This window comes from Streptomyces sp. BK022 (genome assembly GCF_004217355.1).
GTDB classification, from domain to species: domain Bacteria; phylum Actinomycetota; class Actinomycetes; order Streptomycetales; family Streptomycetaceae; genus Streptomyces; species Streptomyces griseoluteus.
In genome coordinates, this window is the sequence record NZ_SHKU01000003.1 from 191,005 (window position 1) to 211,621 (window position 20,617).

A 20,617-nucleotide genomic window follows, 5' to 3' on the forward strand; every position below is an offset into this window, starting at 1 on the left:
GTCGAAACGGAACGGCCCCACAGTCGATCAGGGTGAGTGACGGGACTTGAACCCGCGACTTCCTGGACCACAACCAGGTGCTCTACCAGCTGAGCTACACCCACCACGACCGGCGGTGGAACTTGTCGTTTCCCCGACCGGCCGAGAAGAAGTCTACAGGGTCCCGGGGGGTGCTCGCGCACACGTTTTGGCGCACGCGTTCCCAGGGGGCTACGCGGGCGGCAGGACGTACTTCGCGGCGATCGACTTCGCGGTGTCGGAGTCCGGGCCGGGCTGCGGGACGAAGACGGCTTCGCGGTAGTAGCGCAGTTCGGCGATGGACTCGCGGATGTCGGCCAGCGCCCGGTGGTTGCCGTTCTTCTCCGGGCTGTTGAAGTAGGCGCGCGGGTACCAGCGCCGGGCCAGCTCCTTGACCGAGGAGACGTCGACGATCCGGTAGTGGAGGTGGCCCTCCAGGGCCGGCATGTCGCGCAGCAGGAAGCCGCGGTCGGTACCGACGGAGTTGCCGCACAGCGGCGCCTTGCCCGGTTCCTTGACGTGCTCACGGATGTACGCGAGCACCTGCGCCTCGGCGTCGGCCAGCGTCGTGCCCCCGGCCAGCTCGTCCAGCAGCCCGGACGCGGTGTGCATCTGGCGCACCACCTCCGGCATCGTCTCCAGCGCGGAGTCCGGCGGGCGGATGACGATGTCCACCCCTTCACCGAGCACGTTCAGCTCGGAGTCGGTGACGAGGGCGGCCACCTCGATGAGCGCGTCGTCGGACAGCGAGAGGCCGGTCATCTCGCAGTCGATCCACACCATGCGATCGTTCATGTGTCTCACCTTAAGGGGCCCCACAGCCCCCCGGACCCGCCCGTGCGCCGAGAGAAGGGCACGGAGAAGGGGGTGGGGAAGGCCGAGCCCTCCCCACCCCCTTCCGCCGGCGATCCTCAGCCGCCTCCGCGCGGCCCCGGCAGCAGACTCACCGCGCCCGCGGCGTGGCGGCGGCTCTGCAGCGGCACCCCGCCGTCCCGGTCCGGGTGCAGCACCGACGGCACCGCCACCGGACCGTGGCCCGGCAGGCCCGACGGCCCCTGCGCCATCCCGTGCTGCGCGAGCTGCTGCTCCTGCTCGGCCGGCCGCTCACTCTGGGGCCTGCGGGCCCGGTAGGCGGCCCGGTACGTCGCGGGCGACGAGCCGAGCTGGCGGCGGAAGTGGCCGCGCAGCGCGACCGGCGAGCGGAACCCGCACCGGCCCGCGACCTCGTCCACCGAGTAGTCGGAGGTCTCCAGCAGCCGCTGCGCCTGCAGCACCCGCTGGGTGATCAGCCACTGCAGCGGCGCACTGCCGGTGAGCGAGCGGAACCTGCGGTCGAACGTACGGCGGCTCATGTAGGCGCGTGCCGCCAGCGTCTCCACGTCGAACTGCTCGTGGAGGTGTTCCAGCGCCCAGGCGACGACCTCGGCCAGCGGGTCGGCGCCGATCTCCTCGGGTAAAGACCTGTCGAGGTAGCGCTCCTGACCGCCGCTGCGGCGGGGCGGTACCACCAGGCGGCGGGCCAGCGCGCCGGCGGCCTCGTTGCCGTGGTCCGTCCGCACGATGTGCAGACACAGGTCGATCCCGGCCGCCGTACCGGCCGACGTGAGCACGTCGCCGTCGTCGACGAACAGTTCACGCGGATCGACGTGCACCGACGGATAGCGCTTGGCCAGCGTCGGCGCGTACATCCAGTGGGTGGTGGCCGGGCGGCCGTCCAGCAGGCCGGCCGCGGCCAGGACGAACGCCCCGGTGCACAGGCCGACGATGCGGGCCCCCTCCTCGTGCGCCCGGCGCAGCGCGTCGAGCGCCTCCTCCGGTGGCGGCGAGGTGATCGAGCGCCAGGCCGGCACGACGACCGTGCCCGCGCGGGAGATCGCCTCAAGGCCATGCGGCGCGGTGAGTTCCAGGCCCCCCGTGGTCCGCAGCGGGCCGTCCTCGCCGGCACACACCAGCAGTCGGTAGCGCGGCACTCCGGCGTCCTGGCGGTCGATCCCGAACACCGAAAGCGGTATGGAACTCTCGAAGATGGGACCGCCGCTGAACAGCAGCACCGCGACGATCTCCTTGCGGCGTCGCCCGGCGAGTTTGCGGACGGTGGCGTCCGGCGCGGCGGTGGAGTCGTGGCTCATACTGCTAAGCCCCCCTCGGTGGTCGCGGCTCCCTTTACGCTTCGGGTCTGTCGCTCCTGCACGTTTCCCCTCGGTCCTGCACAAGTCCCCCGCCGTAAGACATCAAGATCGAAATCTACTGGCTCCCGCGGTCTGTCGGTGGCCAGTTCCACACGCGGTGCATTGTCGACATGACAACTTGGCGTGAAGCATTCGATCACGAAGGGTTGCACTCGTGGGGCGTGCAGGGAAGTACGCCTGGGCGGGGTGGCCAAACCGCGTAGGGTGCGGCGGGTCGGACGACCCCTGTTTGTGCAGGTGGAACGGGGGTTGAGGGGTGGTTGGGGCCCCTCCGGAGCGATATTAGGAACTTGGCTGAAAACCAGCGTTCGGGGGTGTGGAAACCGGTCAGTCGACCGGTGTACCGGCTTCCGTGTGATCTGCGACTCTCCGCGCGGCCTCCCGCAGCGAACGGCGCAGCAGCGTCCGGCAGGCGAGGGTGACGCCGGCCAGTCCCAGCCCCGCCCCCACGGCCGTGACCGGCGCCGTGCCGCACCACAGCAGGACCACCGGCACCAGCACGCAGGCGAACACCGCCCAGCCGATCACCTCGCGCGCGGTGTCGGGGCCGGGCGCGGAGCGGGGTGCGGGCATCTGCGGGCTCCCTGGGGGCGTCGGTTCCAGGGGGTTCAACGCGCGGACGGCAGGACGGTCACCCCCCATGAGGGGCGGGTCCCGGCAAACCGCCTGTACGGGGCAGCGACCATTGCGTAAGGGGCGCCGCTCGTGCATGCTCCCTGGAACCCCTCGGGACGTCCCGGAGGGCCGCTCACGGAGCGTGTGCACGAACTGCGACGGGGAGGCGTGCCGCCGTACCCTTGGGGGTATGGGCAGGGGAAGACGTTTCCCGGACACAGCTCCGCCGCACGATGTCCCCCTTCATACAAGGATCACGACGCCGAGACAGCCATGGCCGGTCACGAATTCTTCGAACCCGCGGACCGCAAGCGGCCGGTAGCCGAACCCACGGCGACCGACCCCCTGACGGCTCAAGAGGGACGCCCTTCCTGCGATCCCGCCTTCCGGCACGGAGTGGTCGTCGGCTTCGACGGCTCCACCTCCAGCGAGCGCGCCCTCGCCTACGCGGTCGGCATGGCCCACCGCTCCGGCTCGGGTCTGATCATCGTCCATGTGGCCAACCGGCTGCCCACCACGGTGTGGGCGGGCTGCGAGCCGCCCGTCTTCGTCGACGTCCCCGACCACCGCACCGAGGTGCTCGGCCTGGAGCTGGCCTGCGCCGACCATCTGAGCGAGGTGCCGTGGATCCTGGTGGAGCGCGGCGGCGACATCTGCCATGAACTGGAGGAGGTCGGGCGGGAGTACGAGGCGGACGCGATCGTCGTCGGCTCCACGCACGGCATCGCGGGGCGGATCTTCGGCTCCGTGGCCGGTCGCCTCACCAAACGGGCCCGGCGGCCCGTCATCGTGATCCCCTGAGACCGATCCCCCAAGACCTCGACTTCCCCTGGTGGCACAGCGGTTCGCGCGCGGTGAAGCTACTCGCGCGTAGGAGTGTTCCCGCCCCCGTGCCGGGCATACAACAGCCGACGCCGCAGGCGAAGTCGTGCTGCCGGCCCGGTGGGTGACGGCCACCGGCCGGGGCACAGCGGCACAGAAACGGACCCCCACGACGGCTCGCGCGAGGGTCCGTTTTCTTTGAGCCGCGGGTGCGGACCTACTCCACCGTCACCGACTTGGCCAGGTTGCGCGGCTTGTCGATGTCACGGCCCAGGACCTTCGCCGCGTGGTAGGCGAGGAGCTGGAGCGGGATGCCCATGAGGATCGGGTCCAGCTCGTCCTCGTTCTTCGGGACCACGATGGTCCGGTCCGCCTTCTCCTGCTCCTGGTGCGCGACCGCGAGGATCTTGCCGCTGCGGGCCTTGATCTCCTCCAGCGCGGCGCGGTTCTTCTCCAGCAGGTCGTCGTCCGGGACGATGGCGACCGTCGGCAGGGCGGGCTCGATCAGGGCCAGCGGGCCGTGCTTCAGCTCGGAGGCGGGGTACGCCTCGGCGTGGATGTAGGTGATCTCCTTGAGCTTCAGGGACGCCTCGCGGGCGACCGGGTAGCCCCGGACGCGGCCGATGAAGAGCATCGAGCGGCTCTCCGCGTACTCCTCGGCCAGCTCGCGGACCAGCTCCTCCTGCTTGAGGATCTCGGCGATCTGCGAGGGCAGCCTGCGCAGGCCCTCGATGATCCGCTTGCCGTCGCGCACCGAGAGGTCGCGGGTGCGGCCCAGGTGCAGCGCCAGCAGCGCGAAGGCGACCGTGGTGTTGGTGAAGCACTTGGTGGAGACCACGCACACCTCGGGCCCGGCGTGCACGTAGATGCCGCCGTCGGCCTCGCGGGCGATGGCCGAGCCGACCACGTTGACCACACCGAGGACGCGGGCGCCCTTGCGCTTCAGCTCCTGCACCGCGGCCAGCACGTCGTACGTCTCACCGGACTGGGAGACCGCGATGTACAGGGTGTCGGGGTCGACCACCGGGTTGCGGTAGCGGAACTCGGACGCCGGCTCGGCGTCGGCGGGGATGCGGGCCAGCTCCTCGATCATCTGGGCGCCGATCATGCCCGCGTGGTACGAGGTGCCGCAGCCGAGGATCTTGACCCGGCGGATGCGGCGGGCCTCCCGGGCGTCCAGGTTGAGGCCGCCCAGGTGCACGGTGGAGAAGCGGTCGTCGATGCGGCCGCGCAGCACGCGGTCCACGGCGTCGGCCTGCTCGTGGATCTCCTTGTGCATGTACGTGTCGTGGCCGCCCATGTCGTAGGAGGCGGCCTCCCACTCCACGGTGGTGGGCTCGGCGCTGGTGCGGGTGCCCTCGGTGGTGTAGGTGCGGAAGTCGTCGGCCTTCAGGGTGGCCATCTCGCCGTCGTCCAGGGTGACGATCTGGCGGGTGTGGGTGACCAGCGCGGCGATGTCCGAGGCGACGAACATCTCCTTCTCGCCGATGCCGAGGACGACCGGGGAGCCGTTGCGGGCCACCACGATGCGGTCGGGGAAGTCGGCGTGCATCACGGCGATGCCGTAGGTGCCCTCGACCACGCGGAGCGCCTCGCGGACCTTGTCCTCCAGCTTCTCGGCGCCCGCGCGGGCCACCAGGTGGGTGAGGACCTCGGTGTCCGTGTCGGAGAGGAACTCGACCCCGTCCGCCTCCAGCTTGCGGCGCAGGTCGGAGGCGTTGTCGATGATGCCGTTGTGGACGACGGCGACCTTGTCGTCGGCCGACATGTGCGGGTGGGCGTTCACGTCGGAGGGGGCGCCGTGGGTGGCCCAGCGGGTGTGGGCGATGCCGGTGGTGCCCTTGAAGCGCGCGGGGACCTTGGCCTCCAGGTCACGCACCCGGCCCTTGGCCTTGACCATCTTCAGCGCAGGCGCCTTGGGGGAGCTGACGACGACACCCGCCGAGTCGTAACCCCGGTACTCCAGGCGCTGGAGACCCTCCAGCAGCAGGGGAGCGACGTCCCGCTTACCGATGTATCCGACAATTCCGCACATGTAGTAGCTCCCTCACCCTGGCTTCTCAGCCGTAGACCATGCGGCGCAACTGCCGGAGCGTGAGCTCGGGCGGCGCCACCGCGCGGTATTTCAGGTCCGCATCGATCCGTTCGAAGATCGCCGCGTTCTGCAGGCCCTGGGCCTGCAGTTCTCGGTGTCGACGACGGACGTAGTCCTGGGTCGTCTCGTCGAAGAAGGCGAGCACGTCCTGTATCACTCGCAGCGCCTCGCCCCGGCTGAGCGGGGTGGAGCGCGTCAAATGATCGACAAGTTCCTCGTGCACCCGGTAGATCTTCGGGTACGGGCGCCGGTTTCGCAAGAATCGTGCCCGATTCCGGGCAGGCACGTGTTGGTGCGCTCATGGCGCGCTGTTCGCCCGGTGTCCACTTCCCGTCCTGGACGGTGTTGCCGTCGGCCACGAGTTTTGCTGGTCATGGACATTCCTCGTATGGGCGTACCCGAGAAGCTGGCCGAGCGGATGAGCATGGCCGAGCGGCACGAGTACCTGCGGAACAGATTCTCCCGGCGCACCCTGATCAGGGGCGGCGCCGTCACTCTCGGCACCGTCGCGGGCGGCGCCTTCGTGCCCGGCGCCGCGGCCCCGGCCGCCGCCGCGGCTCCCGCGGCCCCGGCACCGCGCGGTACCGAGCACGTGGACGGCGCGCTGGCCGCTCCCTTCGGCCGCCACCTGGCCTGGGGCAACGACCCGCGTACCGAGGTCACCGTCTCCTGGCAGGTGCCGGTCGCCGTCAAGCGCCCCTTCATCCGCGTCGGCGCCCACCCCTGGGACCTCTCGCGCAAGATCGAGGCGGAGGTCCGCACCCTGCACACCCCGGCCGGTGTCGGCGCGAGCGGCGACCACACCCAGTACTACGTACACGCGAGGCTGAGCCGGCTGCGTCCCGGCCAGACCTACTACTACGGCGTCGGCCACCAGGGCTTCGACCCCGCCGAACCCCACCTGCTGGGCACCCTCGGCACCTTCACCACCGCCCCCGCCCACAAGGCGCCCTTCACCTTCACCGCCTTCGGCGACGAGGGCGTCGGCTACCACGGCCTGGCCAACAACGCCCTGATCCTGGGCCAGAACCCCGCCTTCCACCTGCACGCGGGCGACATCGCCTACGGCGACCCCGCCGGCGCCGGCAAGACCACCGACACCGGCTTCGACTCTCGCACCTGGGACCAGTTCCTGCACCAGACCGAGTCCGTCGCCAAGCAGATCCCCTGGATGCCCGCCTACGGCAACCACGACATGGAGGCCTGGTACTCGCCCAACGGTTACGGCGGCGAGGAGGCCCGCTGGTCCCTCCCGGACAACGGCCCCGACGCGGCCGAGCTGCCCGGCGTCTACTCCTTCGTCTACGGCAACACCGCCGTCATCTCGCTGGACGCCAACGACATCTCCTACGAGATCCCGGCCAACCTCGGCATCTCCGGCGGCACCCAGACCACATGGCTGGAGGCCCAGCTCAAGAAGTTCCGGGCCGCGCGGGACATCGACTTCGTGGTGGTCTTCTTCCACCACTGCGCCTACTGCACCTCCACCGCCCACGCCTCCGAGGGCGGGGTGCGCCAGGAGTGGGTGCCGCTGTTCGAGAAGTACACCGTGGACCTGGTCATCAACGGCCACAACCACCAGTACGAGCGCACCGACGTGATCAAGGGCGACACGGTCGTCAAGAAGCTCCCCATCGGCGGCACCGCCTACCCCGAGACCGAGGGCGTCGTCTACGTCACCGCGGGCGCGGCCGGCCGCAGTCTGTACGCCTTCACCGCCCCCGACACCTACGAGGGGCACGAGCACGAGGTCGAGTCCGTCTCCTCCTTCGTCAACCTCAAGGACGGCAAGAAGCCGGAGACCGTCGCCTGGTCCCGCGTGCGCTACCTCGACTACTCGTTCCTCCGCGTGGACGTGACGCCCGCGCCGAGGGGGCGGCAGACCACGCTGACCGTGTCCGGCATCGCCGAGACCGGTGAGCGTATCGACCACTTCACCGTGTCCCGGCGGGCCAAGTAGCCGGCCAAGGGTACGGGCACCCCGAAGGACCGTCTCCGGGGTGCCCGTGGTCTCGGTGCGGCCCCTCAGCGTCCGGCGAGCGGGTTCTCCAGGGTGCCGACGAGCTGGAGCGCGCCGGAGGGGTCGGCGAGGTCCACCATCTGCCGGTTGTCGCGGAGCTGGAGCCGGTTGAGGCAGGACAGGGCGAACTCCGGCGCGAACATGTCGTACCGCTCGAACTTCTCCGCGAGCTGCGGATTGGCCTCCTGGTACTCGCGGGTGATCTCCGCGACCGTGTCCCAGAACGCGTCCTCGGTGAGCACGCCCTCGGCGGCCAGGTTCGCGGCGAGGAAGCGGAAGAAGCAGTCGAAGACGTCAGTGAAGATCGACAGCAGCTTCTTGTCCTCCGGCACCTCCACCCGGATGCGCCGGACCTCGGGCGGCAGGGCCGCGTCGGGGTCCATGACGGCGATCTCCTCGGCGATGTCCTTGTACACCGCGCGCCGGACCGCGCCGTCGGCCAGCACCAGGATCACGTTCTCGCCGTGCGGCATGAACACCAGGTCGTAGGCGTAGAAGCTGTGCAGCAGCGGCACGTAGTAGGCCCGCAGGTAGTCGCGCAGCCAGTCGGTGGGCGGCTGCCCCGAGCGCTCGATCAGCGCGCCCGCGAAGGAGGCGCCCTCGTGGTCGGTGTGCAGCAGCGAGGCCATGGTCGCCGGTGACTCGCCCTCGGCGAGGCGGGGCACCGGGGACTCCCGCCACAGCGCGGCCAGCATCTTGCGGTAGGGGGAGTAGCGGTCGGTGGCCCGCTCGTACTCCAGGTGCCGGTAACCGACGGCGGCCTGCTCGCGGATGATCGTGAGGCCGGTCGCGGTGAGCACCGGGTCGTTCTCGATCAGCCGGGCCAGCCAGTCGTTGATCGCCGGGGTCGCCTCCATGTACGCGGCCGACAGACCGCGCATGAAGCCCATGTTGAGCACGGACAGCGCCGTCTTCACGTAGTTCTTCTCGGGATGCGTCCGGTTGAAGAACGTCCGGATGGACTGCTGGGCCAGGTACTCGTCGTCGCCCTCGCCCAGGCACACCAGGTTGCGGCGGGCCACCTCGGCGGCGAAGGTCACGCTGAGCTTGTTCCACCACTGCCAGGGGTGGACCGGGATCAGCAGATAGTCGTCCCAGTCCAGGCCCTGGCTGGTGAGCACGCCCCGGAACCGCTCCAGGGTGGCCTCGCCCAGCTCGCGCCGGAAGAACTCCTCGTACTCGACCCCGGCGCCGGCCGTGAAGGCGGCGCGCGAGCGGTGCGCGGCCAGCCAGACCAGTCTCACCGGGCTCGCCGTCTCCGGCGCGTACGCCAGGTACTCCTGGACGCCGAAGCCGAGCCGCCCGTTGTTGGCCACGAAGCAGGGGTGGCCCTCGGTCATCCCGGTCTCGATGTCCTGGAACGAGGCGCCCGCCAGTTCCTTCGCGCTCACCCGGGGCTTGGTCAGCTTGTAGCAGGTGCCGGCCAGGGTGGAGGAGATCTCCTCCAGGTACACCGGCAGGATCTCCTCGCTCAGCCCCAGGGTCTCGCGCAGGTCGATGACGAAGTCCAGTGCCGCGAGCGGCAGTTCGACGCCCTCGTGGGTGCGGCTGATCGAGTCGGCGTCCACCTGCCAGTGGTCCAGGCCCCGCCGTACGGCCAGGAAACGGTACGAGGTGAGCCCGTCGTCGCTGCGGACGACGTACGCCTCGCCCTCCGGCTCGGGTGCCAGCAGGCGCTCGTGCGCGAACTCGGCGAGGGCCTTGCGGATCAGCAGCCGGTTGGCCTTCTCCCAGCGCTCGGGGGAGAGGTGGGCCACGGAATCGGCGAGGGTCACACCGCCACCCCCGTCGCGGCCGCGAACCGGTCCCGCGTGCAGAAACTCAGCAAGGCGCGCTTCTCCGGCTTCTCCACCTCGCCCGCCGGCACGAACCCGACGGCCTCGTTCAGCGCGTGCACGGCGGTGTTGCGCACATCGGGCTCCACGACGACCCGCAGGGTGCGCGGGTCGTCGAACAGGTGCGCCATCACGGCGGTGATGACCCGCCGGGTGAACCCGTGCACGGGGGCGTCGGTGGGCGCCACCAGGAAGTGCATGCCCACGTCGCCCGGCCGGGCCTCGTACAGCCCGGCCAGCTCGCGGTGCGCGGGGTCGTAGCTCTCCATCAGGAAGACCGGCACCCCGTCGTCCAGACCGAGGAAGGCGTGGTGGTGCTCGTCGGCCGCGATCTCCATGTAGGCGCGCTCGACGTCCACCGGCCTGGCGTCCTGCATCATCCAGAACGCGGCCTTCGGATCGGTCACCCAGCCGTGCACCAGGCTCGCGTCGGTCAGGGGGTCGAGGGGGCGGATCGTGAAGGTCATGCGGCGAACTCCTGGAAGGCGATGGTCTTCTCGACCGGGTAGTACTCCGAGCCGAGCAGCTCGCGGATGATGTAGGCGTTGCGGTAGGCGCCCATGCCCAGGTCGGGGCTGGTGATGCTGTGGGTGTGGACGCCGGCGTTCTGGAGGAAGACACCCCGGCCGGTGACGTCGACGGCGTAGTTGCGGGCCAGGTCGAAGTTGCCGTGGCCGTCGTAGCGCAGGCGGTCGCGGACCGGCTTCAGGAACTCCGGCTCGCGGTACCGGTAGCCGGTGGCCAGCACCAGGCCCTCGCTGTCCAGCTCGTAGTCCTTGCCCTGCTCCTCCTGACGGAGGGAGAGGGTGTAGGTGCCGTCCCGGTAAGCGGCTCCGGTCAGCGCGGAGTTGGTGAGGAGCCGGGTCTGGACGGGGCCGCCGAGGCTCTTCTGGTACAGCAGGTCGAAGATCTCGTTGATCAGGTCGCCGTCGATGCCCTTGAACAGGCCCTTCTGCTGGGCGGTGACCCGGTAGCGGGTGTCCTCGGGGAGCGCGTGGAAGTAGTCGACGTACTCCGGGGAGGTCATCTCCAGCGTGAGCTTGGTGTACTCCAGCGGGAAGAACCGCGGCGAGCGGGTGACCCAGTTGAGGCGGTAGCCGTGGACGTCGATCTCGCTGAGGAGGTCGTGGTAGATCTCGGCCGCCGACTGTCCGCTGCCGACCAGGGTGATGGAGCGCTTCTTCTGCAGCTCGGCCTTGTGGGCCAGATAGCGGGAGTTGTGGATGAAGTCGCCGCCCAGGCCCTCGCACGCCTCGGGGAGGTGGGGCGGGGTGCCGGTGCCGAGGACCAGGTGCCTGGCGCGGTAGGTGTCACCGGCGTCGGTGTGCACCGCGTACAGCCCGTCCTCATAGGTGACCTCGGTGACCGTGGTGCCGAAGCGGACGCTGGTCAGCTTGCCGGCGGCCCAGCGGCAGTAGTCGTCGTACTCGACCCGCAGCGGGTAGAAGTTCTCCCGGATGTAGAACGAGTACAGCCGGCCTTTCTCCTTCAGGTAGTTGAGGAAGGAGTACGGCGAGGTCGGGTCGGCCAGGGTGACCAGGTCCGACATGAACGGCGTCTGGAGGTGGGCGCCGTCCAGGAACATGCCGGCGTGCCACTCGAAGTCGGGCTTGGAGTCGAGGAAGACGCCGGTCAGCTCCTCGATGGGCTCGGTGAGGCAGGCCAGACCGAGGTTGAAGGGGCCGAGGCCGATCCCCACGAGGTCGAGGACGGGGCTGGCTTCAGGAAGCGCGGTCAAGGGACTCTCCCAGGTACTGCTCGGCGTGGCCGGCGATCAGATCGAGGACGGCCGCGATGTCGGCCGCGGTGGTCTCGGGGTTGAGCAGGGTGAACTTCAGGTACTGGTGGCCCGCCACCTTGGTGCCCGCGACCACGGCGTCGCCGGAGGCGAACAGGGCCTTGCGGGCGTACAGGTTGGCGCGGTCGATCTCGGCGGGGTCGGTGACGGTCGCCGGGAGGTAGCGGAAGACCAGGGTGGACAGCGAGGGCGCCACGACCACGTCGTAGCGGGGGTCCGCGGCGAGCATCCGCCAGCCCTCCCGGGCCAGTTCGCAGACCTCGTCGAAGAGTTCGCCGATGCCGTCGGCGCCCATCACGCGCAGTGTCATCCACAGCTTGAGCGCGTCGAAGCGGCGGGTGGTCTGGAGGGACTTGTCCACCTGGTTGGGGATGCGCTCCAGGACCATGCGGCGCGGGTTGAGGTACTCCGCGTGGTAGGTGGCGTGCCGCAGGGTGGCCGCGTCCCGGACCAGCACGGCGGAGGAACTCACCGGCTGGAAGAAGGACTTGTGGTAGTCGACGGTGACCGAGTCGGCCCGCTCGATGCCGTCGATGCGGTCGCGGTGCTTGAGCGAGGTGAGCAGCCCGCAGCCGTAGGCGGCGTCCACGTGCATCCACACCCCGAACTGCGCGCAGAGTTCCGCGATCTCGGGGAGCGGGTCGATGGAGCCGAAGTCGGTGGTGCCCGCGGTGGCGACGACGGCCATCGGGGTGAGCCCGTCCCGGACGCAGCGCTCCAGCTCGTGGGCGAGCGCGAGGGTGTGCATCCGCTTGTCGTGGTCGACCGGGACGACGACGACCGCGTCCGGGCCGAGGCCGAGGAGTTTGGCGGACTTCTGCACGCTGAAGTGGCTGACCTCGGAGGTGAAGACGCGCAGGCGGCTGTAGGACTCGGCCTTCGCCTCCTCGCGGGCCACCAGCAGCGCCTGGAGGTTGGACTGGGTGCCGCCGGAGGTGAACACGCCGTCGGCGGCGGGTCCCAGCCCGATGCGGGCGTTGGTCCAGTCGATCAGCTTCCGCTCGATGAGCGTGCCGCCGGCCGACTGGTCCCAGGTGTCCAGGGAGGAGTTGACCGCGGAGAGCACGGCCTCGCCGACCACCGCCGGGATGACGACCGGGCAGTTGAGGTGGGCGAGGTAGCGGGGGTGGTGGAAGTAGACGGCGTCCCGGAGGTAGACCTCCTCCAGCTCGTCCAGCGCGGCGGCGGTGTCGCCGAGCGGCCGGTCGAGGTCCACGGAGTCGACGCGGGGGGCGAGGCCGTCGGCGGTGATGCCGGTGAACGGGCTTGTGGTGGTGGCGAGTTTGGCCGCCACCCGCTCTACTCCTTCGGTCACGGAGCGGCGGTAGGTCTCCGCGGTGAGGCCATTGAGCAGGTGCGAGCGCATGAGGGGGTCCTCCGGGGGAAACACGACGGGGAGTGAAGTTCCGCGGCTTCAACTTAGGTTAGCCTAACCTAAATAGACGTCCGGTGAACACACCGCACCCGTGGCGACGGCCCCTTGGGGGGTTCGGTCTCTACGCGGCGCTCGCGCGGAGCTGTTCCTCCGTCATTCCGCGCCGCCAGTAGCCGGCGAAGGTCACCCGCCGCCGGTCGGTGCCGCGCTCCCGGACGAAGTGCCGCCGCAGCTCCCGCACCTGCCCGGCCTCGCCCGCGAGCCAGACGTACGGGCGGGTGTGCGCGGGCAGCCGGGCCGCGCGCAGGGCCTGGACGGCCGAGGGGGCGCCCTCGCGCCGTACCAGCCAGGTGATGCGGGCGTCCGCCTCGGTGCGCACGTCCTGGATGTCCGCGGCGTGCGGCACCTCCAGGAAGGCGTGTACGCGGGTGGATGCCCGAAGCGACTCCAGGACGGCCGTCGCGGCCGGTACGGCGGTCTCGTCGCCCCACATGACGACCAGGTCGGTGTCCGCGGGTGCCCGGAACCGGATGGCCCGGTTGTCGGCGATCGCCGGACCGAGCAGCAGTACCTTGTCGCCCCGGGCGGCGCCGGCGGCCCAGCGGGAGGCGGGGCCCGCCGGGACCCGGGCGCCGGGCCCGGTGCCGTGCAGGGCGAAGTCGATGTCGATCTCGTCCGGGTCCCGGCGCTGCGCCCGCAAGGTGTACGAGCGCATCACCGCCCGTACGTCGTCCGGGAGTTCGCGCCAGCCGTGCCACCAGTCGTCGCCCAGCTCCAGCGGGACCGCCGGCTCGCTCTGACCGGGATGCGGCAGGAACAGCGAGAGGGACTGGTCGCGGCCCAGCGAGTGGAATCCGGCCAGCTCGGGCCCGGTGAAGGTGACCCGGAGCAGAGACGGACCGAGCCGCCTCGTCCGGGCCACCGAGAGGGCGAAGAAACGGAACGGGGCGGCCACGGCCGTCGTCATGCGGGGCTCCTGAACGTCAGGAAGGGGGTCGTGCGGGCAGGGTTCAGCTGACCTTCTTGGCCGTCTCGATGGCCTTGGCCAGGTTCTCCAGCAGCGGGGCGCACTTGTCGTAGGACAGGATCGGCTCGGCGGAGCGGGGGATGACCTGGCCGGCCTTGACGGCGGGCAGCTTCTTCCAGGTGGCCTTGGTGATGTCGGCGGGCTGGAGGGCCGAGGAGCGGTCGTCCATGATGATGACGTCGGCCGGGTGCTTGTCGACGTTCTCCCAGCTCAGCGTCTCGAACCAGCCGCCGGTGGGCTTCTTGGCCGCTTCCGAGGGCTCGACGAAGTTCACGCCGAGGGACTTGAAGTACTCGAGGTCCGCCGAGAGGTTGGTCCCGGAGACGTAGAACGCGTCCTGCGCGGCGGAGCCGGCCATCACCTTGATCTCCGGGCGGGACCTGGCCGCCTTGCGCAGCCGGGCCGCGGCCGCCTCGAAGCGCTTCTTGGCGTCGGTGATCTTCGCGGACCCGGTGTCGGCGCCGAGGGACTCGGCCAGCTCCCACATGCGCTGCAGCGGGCCGGTGAGCGGGCGGTCGTAGACCGAGATCGCGACGCTGGGCGCCAGCCTGGCTATCTTCGCGGCGGACTCCAGGGGGACGTACCAGAGGACGCCCTTGGGGTCGAAGGTGGTGGTGATGAGGACCTGCGGCCCGAAGGCCGCGTACTCCTCGACGTTGAACTGGTTGAAGACATTGCCGAAGACGGTCAGCTTGCTGACGTCCATGTCGCCGGCCTGCACATCGGCCTTGCCGTCCTTGGTCTTCGTCGGGCCGAAGACGCCCTTCACCTCGATGCCGTAGTCGTACAGCGCGGCGGCGACCCCGGTGAAGGCGACGATCTTCGTGGGGACCGCGTCCAGCTTCACGCTCTGGCCGCGGTCGTCCTTGAAGCTCCACGCGCCGGGCCTGCCGGGCTTGGCCTGCCCTTCGGAACCACCGCTCTTCCCCTGGTCGTCACCACAGGCGGCGAGCACGGCGCCGAGACCGAGGGCACCGCCCGCGGCGAGGATGCCGCGACGAGTGAGGTGAGTGGCACGGGTGTGGGGCATGGGTGTGCTGCTTTCGACCAGGGCTGATCGCCCGCCGGACTGGTTCAAGCAAGGTTAGCCTAACCTTGCTCGTTGTCCAGGGTGGCGGGCGGTCGCGCCCGGTCTCAGAACTTGTAGTTCGTCAGCATGGCGTTGCCGTAGACGTCGTAGACGGACGCGTAGCCCTGGTCGGAGTCCTTCCAGGACGCGAATGCCTTGGCGATCGCGGTGGCAGCGCCCTGCGGGTCGGCCGCGGGCTTCTTCCCGCCGTTGATGTCGGTCGCGATGTAGGCGTTGCCCGTCTTGTCGTTCCACTCGCCGAGGATGCGGTCCACGCGGCCGGCCGCCGACTTCTGCTGGGCCGTACCGTGCTCCTCGACCCAGGACCTGAACTCCTGAGCGTTCTTCTTCGACTGGGCCTTGTCCGTGTCGTCGGGGAGCTTCTCCACGACACCGATCGCGTCCGGCTCGGCCGTCTTCTCGGTCGAGCAGGCGGTGGTCCCGGCAGCGATGACGGCACCGAGAGCGAGGACGGCTGTGATGCGGGGGGTGCGGGTCACGGGGGTCTCCATCGGATGCGTGTGTCTGACGGCGGACATCACGGTACCGGCGCCCTGTTGCGGGGGTGCCGGTACCGCAGGGATCGGGTCAGAACTTGATGGCGTCGGCCCGGTCGTTCCAGCTGCCGCCGTAGGTGTACTCGATGTTCTTGAAGTTCGGGTACAGGCTGTACCCCGCGCCGAGGAAGAGGTGCGGGTCAGGCAGGCCCGTGCGGAAGTCGTACACCTCGACGCCGCGCTGTGGGCGGTTCACGTAGGCCGAGCTGGCCTTGTCCTGGAAGGACGGCGAGTACTGGTCGAGGTGGCGCGTCTTGGACTCCGAGTACGTCGGCCACTGCAGGCGTCGGCCCGCGTAGTTGGAGTCCTGCCACAGGCACACGTAGGAGTTGGGGCAGGAGGAGTAACCCTTGACGGCTGCGGTCTTCGTGGTCGCGGGCTGGCCGGACACCGCTTGCGCGGTCGTCGTCGGCCTCACCTGCTGGGCGCCCGCCAGTGCCTGCCTGGCCCCGGCACGGGCCTGGGCGGTGGGCGCGTGGGTTGCGAGGAACTTGTTGGACTCGGTGTCGTTGTCGAAGCACTGCATCGTGCCGTCCTCCGCCACCTCGACGCAGACGTTCGCACCCTGCCAGTCCGAGGCGGGGTCGATCTTCCGCCCCTCGTAGTACATGTCCACCTTCTCGGTGGAACCCGGCGCGGTCTGGACCGCCGACTCCTCCTGCGGAGTCAGCACCCCGGTCACGATCTCGGCAGGATTGCCGGGTTCACCGTCGGCCGACGACGGCGAGGCGGCCAGGCCGGTCAGTGTCAGTGAGCCGATGGCGGCCGCGGTCAGCATGGTGCGGATACGCATACATCCCCCTTGGTGTCAGTTGGCACACAGCGGGAGGGGGGCGCGCCGAAAAGCGTCGCGTACGTCTGCCGTCGCGACGAATCCTCCCCCGTGTTCCCGCTCCGCGCCTGCGGCCTCCCGTGGTCAGCGGGACGGCCTTGAACGGACGTTTGGAACTGGCGGGAAACCTAACGGGAGGATCAAGTACCGTGCAGCGGAATTGAGTTGATGTGACATCAGGCATGGCGCGGGGCGCCGCGTTGCGCCCCGCGTCATCCGGTGACTCAGCCGGTGAGGCCCAGCTCCCGGGCGATCAGCATGCGCTGGACCTCGCTGGTGCCCTCGCCGATTTCGAGGATCTTGGAGTCCCGCCACATGCGGGCGACCGGGTACTCGTTCATGAAGCCGTAGCCGCCGTGGATCTGGGTGGCGTCACGGGCGTTGTCCACGGCGATGGTGGAGGAGTACAGCTTGGCGATGGCCGCCTCCTTCTTGAACGGCTCGCCGGCCACCAGGCGGGCCGCCGCGTCGCGCCAGGCGAGGCGGGCGGTGTGGGCCTTCATCTCCATGTCGGCCAGCTTGAACTGGATGGCCTGGTTGCTGCCGATGGGCCGGCCGAAGGCGTGCCGCTCCTTGGCGTAGCGCAGCGACTCGTCCACGCAGCCCTGCGCGAGCCCGGTGCCCAGCGCGGCGATCGCGATGCGGCCCTCGTCCAGGATGCGCAGGAACTGGGCGTAGCCGCGGCCCTCTTCGCCGAGCAGGTTGGCGGCCGGGACCCGGACGTCCTGGAAGGACAGCTCACGGGTGTCCGAGGCGTTCCAGCCGACCTTGGAGTAGGGAGCGGCGACCGTGAAGCCCGGCGTGCCCGAGGGCACGATGATGGCGGAGATCAGCGGCTTGCCGTCCGGCTTGCGGCCGGTGACCGCGGTGACCGTCACCAGGCCGGTGATGTCCGTGCCGGAGTTGGTGATGAAGCACTTGCTGCCGTTGATGACCCATTCACCGGTGTCCGGGTCCAGCCGTGCCGTCGTACGGGTCGCGCCCGCGTCCGAGCCGCCGTCCGGCTCGGTCAGCCCGAACGCGCCCAGGATCTCGCCCGAGCAGAGCCGGGGCAGCCACTCGGCCTTCTGCTCCTCGGTGCCGAAGAGGTGGATCGGCATGGCGCCCAGCGAGACGCCCGCCTCCAGGGTGATGGCCACCGAGGAGTCCACCCGGGCCAGCTCCTCCAGCGCGATGCCCAGCGCCAGATAGTCGCCGCCCATCCCGCCGTACTCCTCGGGGAAGGGCAGCCCGAACAGGCCCATCCGGCCCATCTCGCGGACGATCTCGTACGGGAACTCGTGCCGCTCGTAGAAGTCGCCGATCTTCGGCGCCACGACGTCGTGCGCGAACTCCTCCACCGTGCGGCGGAGTTCCTCCAGCTCGGGGCTGAGGCGGTGGTCCATGCTGATCACTGGTCCTTGTCGGGCTGGGTCGTGGTGCCGAGGGCGCGGACGGTGCGGGAGGGGCTCGGGCGGCCCAGGTGGCCCGCCATCCAGACGCTGGTGGCGGTCAGCGCCTCCAGGTCGACGCCGGTCTCGATGCCGAGGCCGCGCAGCATCCAGACCAGGTCCTCGGTGGCGAGGTTGCCGGTGGCGGACTTGGCGTACGGGCAGCCGCCGAGGCCGCCCGCGGAGGCGTCGACGGTGGTGACGCCGTGCTGGAGCGCCGCGTAGGTGTTGGCGAGGGCCTGGCCGTAGGTGTCGTGGAAGTGGACGCCGAGTTCCGCCGTGGGCAGCCCCGCTTCGTTCAGCAGGGTGAGCAGGGCGCGGACCTGGCCCGGTGTGGCGACGCCGATGGTGTCGCCGAGGCTCAGCTCGTCGCAGCCCATGTCCTTCAGGGCCGCGCACACCCGGACCACCTGGGGGAGCGGTACCTCGCCCTCCCACGGGTCGCCGAAGCACATCGACACATAGCCGCGGACATGGGCGCCCGCGTCCCTGGCCTGCCGTACCACCGGCTCGAACACGGCCAGCGACTCGTCCACCGTGCGGTTGAGGTTGGCCTTGGCGAAGGACTCCGTCGCGCTGGCGAACACCGCGATCCGGCGCGCCCCGAGCGCGAGAGCCCGGTCCAGGCCGCGCTGGTTGGGTACCAGTACCGGGAGTTCGGCGTCCACGTCGGACACCTGCGGGAACAGCTCCTCGGCGTCCGCCAGTTGGGGCACCCACTTGGGGTGCACGAAGCTGGTCGCCTCGATCGTGGTCAGGCCCGCCGCGCGCAGCCGGCGGATGAACTCCGCCTTCACCGCGGTCGGTACGGCCGTCTTCTCGTTCTGGAGGCCGTCGCGCGCGCCCACCTCGTGGATACGGACCCGCGCGGGCAGGCCGGGATCGGGGACGACCATGGGCAGGGCGTTCATCTAGGCCTCCTCCCTCGGCGCGATGACGGCCAGCACCTGGTCCATGGCGACCGTGCTGCCGGGCGTCACGTCGAGTTCGGCGACCGTGCCCGCGTGCGGGGCGGAGACGACGTGCTCCATCTTCATCGCCTCCACCACCAGCAGGCTCTGCCCGGCCTCGACCTCGTCGCCCACGGCCACCTTCACCACCGTCACCGTGCCCGGCATGGGCGCGGTCAGCGAGTCGGCGCCCGCGTGCGCGGAGCGGCCCAGCGAGGCGGCGACCGGGTCGTGATCCCGCACCTGCCAGGCGTCACCGTCCCGCCCGAGCCAGGTGCCGTCCGGCGGTACGGCGAAGGTGTGCGCCACGCCGTCCAGGACGAAGGCGAAGCGGCGTCCGTCCGCCGAGAGGGCACCCGAAGTGGCCCGGAGCGGGGTTTCGGCGCCGTCCGGCAGCACCTCCGTGCCGCCGTCGGCGGTGCCGCGGACCCGTACCGTCACCGGCTCGTGCCCCGGCAGGCGCAGATGGTGGGGCGTCCACGCCCGCTCGCCGCCGAGCCGCCAGCCGTCGGCGGCGGCGAAGGGGTTCACCCAGCCGGAACCGCTCGCCGCCGGGGCCAGGGCCGCCTGGCGCAGCAGTGCGGCCGCCGCGTAGACCTCCGGCGGAACCTCCGCCGGGATCAGGTCGTCCACCGCGCGTTCCACCAGCCCGGTGTCCAGTTCGCCCGCCACCACCGCGGGGTGCGCGAGCAGCCGGCGCAGGAAGCCCGCGTTGGTCGGGACGCCCAGCGTGACCGTCTCCGCGAGGGCGGCGCGGAGCTTGCGCAGGGCGGTCGCGCGGTCGGGGCCGTAGGCGATCACCTTGGACAGCATCGGGTCGTACAGGCTGCCGACCTCGGTGCCCTCGCTGAGCCCGGAGTCGGTGCGGACTCCACCGCCCTGCGGCTCGGCCAGCAGCAGGACCGTTCCGCCCGAGGGGAGGAAGCCGCGGGCCGGGTCCTCGGCGCAGATGCGGGCCTCCACGGCGTGCCCGGTCAGCGTCACGTCCTCCTGGACGAAGCCCAGCGGCTCGCCGGACGCCACCCTCAGCTGCCACTCGACCAGGTCGAGACCGGTGATCAGCTCGGTGACGGGGTGCTCGACCTGGAGGCGGGTGTTCATCTCCATGAAGTAGTACGAGGACGGGTCGTTCCCCGGCACGATGAACTCCACCGTGCCCGCGCCCCGGTACCCGCACGAGCGGGCCGCCTGCACGGCCGCCTCGCCCATCGCGGCGCGGGTCGCCTCGTCGAGCAGGACGCTGGGCGCCTCCTCGATGATCTTCTGGTGGCGCCGCTGGAGGGAGCACTCGCGCTCGCCGAGGTGGACCACGTTGCCGTGGCCGTCGGCGAGCACCTGGATCTCGATGTGCCGGGGGCGGTCGATCCACCGCTCCACCAGCAGGGTGTCGTCGCCGAAGGAGGCGCGGGCCTCGCGGCGGGCGGCCGCGATCTCCTCGGCGAGCGCGGGCTCGTCCCGCACCAGGCGCATGCCCTTGCCGCCGCCGCCCGCCGAGGGCTTCAGCAGCACCGGCATGCCGATCTCCCGGGCGGCACCGGCCAGTTCGGCGTCGGTCAGCCCGCTGCCGCTGGAGCCCGGCACGACCGGCACCCCGGCCGCGCGCACCGTCTCCTTGGCCCGGATCTTGTCGCCCATCAGGGCGATCGCGTCGGCGGACGGCCCGATGAAGACGAGCCCCGCCTCCTCGCAGGCGCGCGCGAAGCCGGCGTTCTCCGCGAGGAAGCCGTAGCCGGGGTGGACGGCCTGGGCGCCGGTGCGGGCGGCGGCCTCGAGCAGCCGCTCCACCGACAGATAGCTCTCCGAAGCCGGGGCCGGGCCGATCCGGACGGCCGTGTCGGCCTCGCGTACGTGCCGCGCGTCGGCGTCGGCGTCGGAGAAGACCGCCACCGAGCGCACGCCGAGCGCACGGAGCGTACGGATGACCCGTACGGCGATCTCGCCCCGGTTGGCCACCAGCACTGTGTCGAACACGGAAGTTCCCCTCC

General features: G+C 70.6%; 18 protein-coding genes and 1 tRNA gene. 2 read left to right on the top strand and 17 right to left on the bottom strand.

Annotated features, from left to right (window positions below):
• Window positions 1-31 precede the first annotated feature (31 nt).
• From EV284_RS12395 to EV284_RS12410, 4 genes are all read right to left on the bottom strand, one after another.
• Window positions 32-104: transfer RNA gene (locus EV284_RS12395), tRNA-His, on the bottom strand.
• A 106-nt stretch (window positions 105-210) separates the two neighbouring features.
• Window positions 211-813: an oligoribonuclease gene (gene orn / locus EV284_RS12400; RefSeq protein ID WP_130333308.1), complete on the bottom strand. Its 603-nt coding sequence runs from the start codon at window positions 811-813 to the stop codon at window positions 211-213.
• Window positions 814-929: 116 nt separating this feature from the next.
• Window positions 930-2,147 carry a helix-turn-helix domain-containing protein gene (locus EV284_RS12405; RefSeq protein WP_130333310.1) on the bottom strand — a complete coding sequence of 406 codons (1,218 nt, stop codon included), beginning with the start codon at window positions 2,145-2,147 and terminating at the stop codon, window positions 930-932.
• A gap of 387 nt (window positions 2,148-2,534) precedes the next feature.
• On the bottom strand, window positions 2,535-2,780 hold the full coding sequence (locus EV284_RS12410) for a hypothetical protein (protein WP_130333312.1): 246 nt from the start codon (window positions 2,778-2,780) through the stop codon (window positions 2,535-2,537).
• Between the two features lie 315 nt (window positions 2,781-3,095).
• Between EV284_RS12410 and EV284_RS12415 the strand changes: the two genes are divergently transcribed.
• The gene (locus EV284_RS12415) at window positions 3,096-3,623 is read left to right on the top strand and encodes a universal stress protein (protein WP_130333314.1); all 528 of its coding nucleotides are present in this window, start codon (window positions 3,096-3,098) and stop codon (window positions 3,621-3,623) included.
• A gap of 238 nt (window positions 3,624-3,861) precedes the next feature.
• Here the strand turns inward: EV284_RS12415 and glmS are convergent, their stop codons facing one another.
• A complete protein-coding gene (gene glmS, locus EV284_RS12420; protein WP_130333316.1) occupies window positions 3,862-5,679 on the bottom strand; it encodes a glutamine--fructose-6-phosphate transaminase (isomerizing) in 1,818 nt (605 codons plus the stop codon).
• A 25-nt stretch (window positions 5,680-5,704) separates the two neighbouring features.
• Window positions 5,705-5,962 carry a hypothetical protein gene (locus EV284_RS12425; protein WP_030816599.1) on the bottom strand — a complete coding sequence of 86 codons (258 nt, stop codon included), beginning with the start codon at window positions 5,960-5,962 and terminating at the stop codon, window positions 5,705-5,707.
• A 165-nt stretch (window positions 5,963-6,127) separates the two neighbouring features.
• On the opposite strand from EV284_RS12425, the gene EV284_RS12430 reads away from it, so the two are divergent.
• Window positions 6,128-7,699, top strand: coding sequence for a metallophosphoesterase family protein (locus EV284_RS12430; RefSeq protein WP_207229015.1), 1,572 nt, complete (start codon window positions 6,128-6,130; stop codon window positions 7,697-7,699).
• Window positions 7,700-7,764: 65 nt separating this feature from the next.
• Here the strand turns inward: EV284_RS12430 and EV284_RS12435 are convergent, their stop codons facing one another.
• The 11 genes from EV284_RS12435 to EV284_RS12485 form a co-directional block, all read right to left on the bottom strand.
• Window positions 7,765-9,534 carry an IucA/IucC family siderophore biosynthesis protein gene (locus EV284_RS12435; protein ID WP_130333320.1) on the bottom strand — a complete coding sequence of 590 codons (1,770 nt, stop codon included), beginning with the start codon at window positions 9,532-9,534 and terminating at the stop codon, window positions 7,765-7,767.
• Window positions 9,531-10,061 (bottom strand): GNAT family N-acetyltransferase, encoded by a 531-nt coding sequence (locus tag EV284_RS12440; protein ID WP_130333322.1) that lies wholly within the window; start codon window positions 10,059-10,061, stop codon window positions 9,531-9,533. Before EV284_RS12440 ends, EV284_RS12435 begins: the two co-directional genes overlap by 4 nt.
• On the bottom strand, window positions 10,058-11,332 hold the full coding sequence (locus EV284_RS12445; RefSeq protein ID WP_242625662.1) for a SidA/IucD/PvdA family monooxygenase: 1,275 nt from the start codon (window positions 11,330-11,332) through the stop codon (window positions 10,058-10,060). The genes EV284_RS12440 and EV284_RS12445 overlap by 4 nt, the downstream gene beginning before the upstream one ends.
• Entirely contained in the window at window positions 11,316-12,758 is a 1,443-nt protein-coding gene (desA, locus tag EV284_RS12450; protein ID WP_130333324.1) for a lysine decarboxylase DesA, read from the bottom strand. The genes EV284_RS12445 and desA overlap by 17 nt, the downstream gene beginning before the upstream one ends.
• Window positions 12,759-12,888: 130 nt before the next feature.
• Window positions 12,889-13,734, bottom strand: coding sequence for a siderophore-interacting protein (locus tag EV284_RS12455; RefSeq protein WP_130333326.1), 846 nt, complete (start codon window positions 13,732-13,734; stop codon window positions 12,889-12,891).
• A gap of 43 nt (window positions 13,735-13,777) precedes the next feature.
• Window positions 13,778-14,824, bottom strand: a complete 1,047-nt coding sequence (locus tag EV284_RS12460) for an ABC transporter substrate-binding protein (protein WP_130333328.1) — start codon at window positions 14,822-14,824, stop codon at window positions 13,778-13,780.
• A 104-nt stretch (window positions 14,825-14,928) separates the two neighbouring features.
• Entirely contained in the window at window positions 14,929-15,363 is a 435-nt protein-coding gene (locus EV284_RS12465; protein ID WP_202459777.1) for a hypothetical protein, read from the bottom strand.
• An 88-nt stretch (window positions 15,364-15,451) separates the two neighbouring features.
• Window positions 15,452-16,213 carry a peptidase inhibitor family I36 protein gene (locus EV284_RS12470; RefSeq protein WP_130333330.1) on the bottom strand — a complete coding sequence of 254 codons (762 nt, stop codon included), beginning with the start codon at window positions 16,211-16,213 and terminating at the stop codon, window positions 15,452-15,454.
• A 263-nt stretch (window positions 16,214-16,476) separates the two neighbouring features.
• Window positions 16,477-17,637 carry an acyl-CoA dehydrogenase family protein gene (locus tag EV284_RS12475; protein WP_130333332.1) on the bottom strand — a complete coding sequence of 387 codons (1,161 nt, stop codon included), beginning with the start codon at window positions 17,635-17,637 and terminating at the stop codon, window positions 16,477-16,479.
• 5 nt (window positions 17,638-17,642) lie between these two features.
• The gene (locus EV284_RS12480; RefSeq protein WP_130333334.1) at window positions 17,643-18,593 is read right to left on the bottom strand and encodes a hydroxymethylglutaryl-CoA lyase; all 951 of its coding nucleotides are present in this window, start codon (window positions 18,591-18,593) and stop codon (window positions 17,643-17,645) included.
• On the bottom strand, window positions 18,594-20,603 hold the full coding sequence (locus EV284_RS12485) for an acetyl/propionyl/methylcrotonyl-CoA carboxylase subunit alpha (RefSeq protein ID WP_130333336.1): 2,010 nt from the start codon (window positions 20,601-20,603) through the stop codon (window positions 18,594-18,596).
• Window positions 20,604-20,617: the final 14 nt, after the last annotated feature.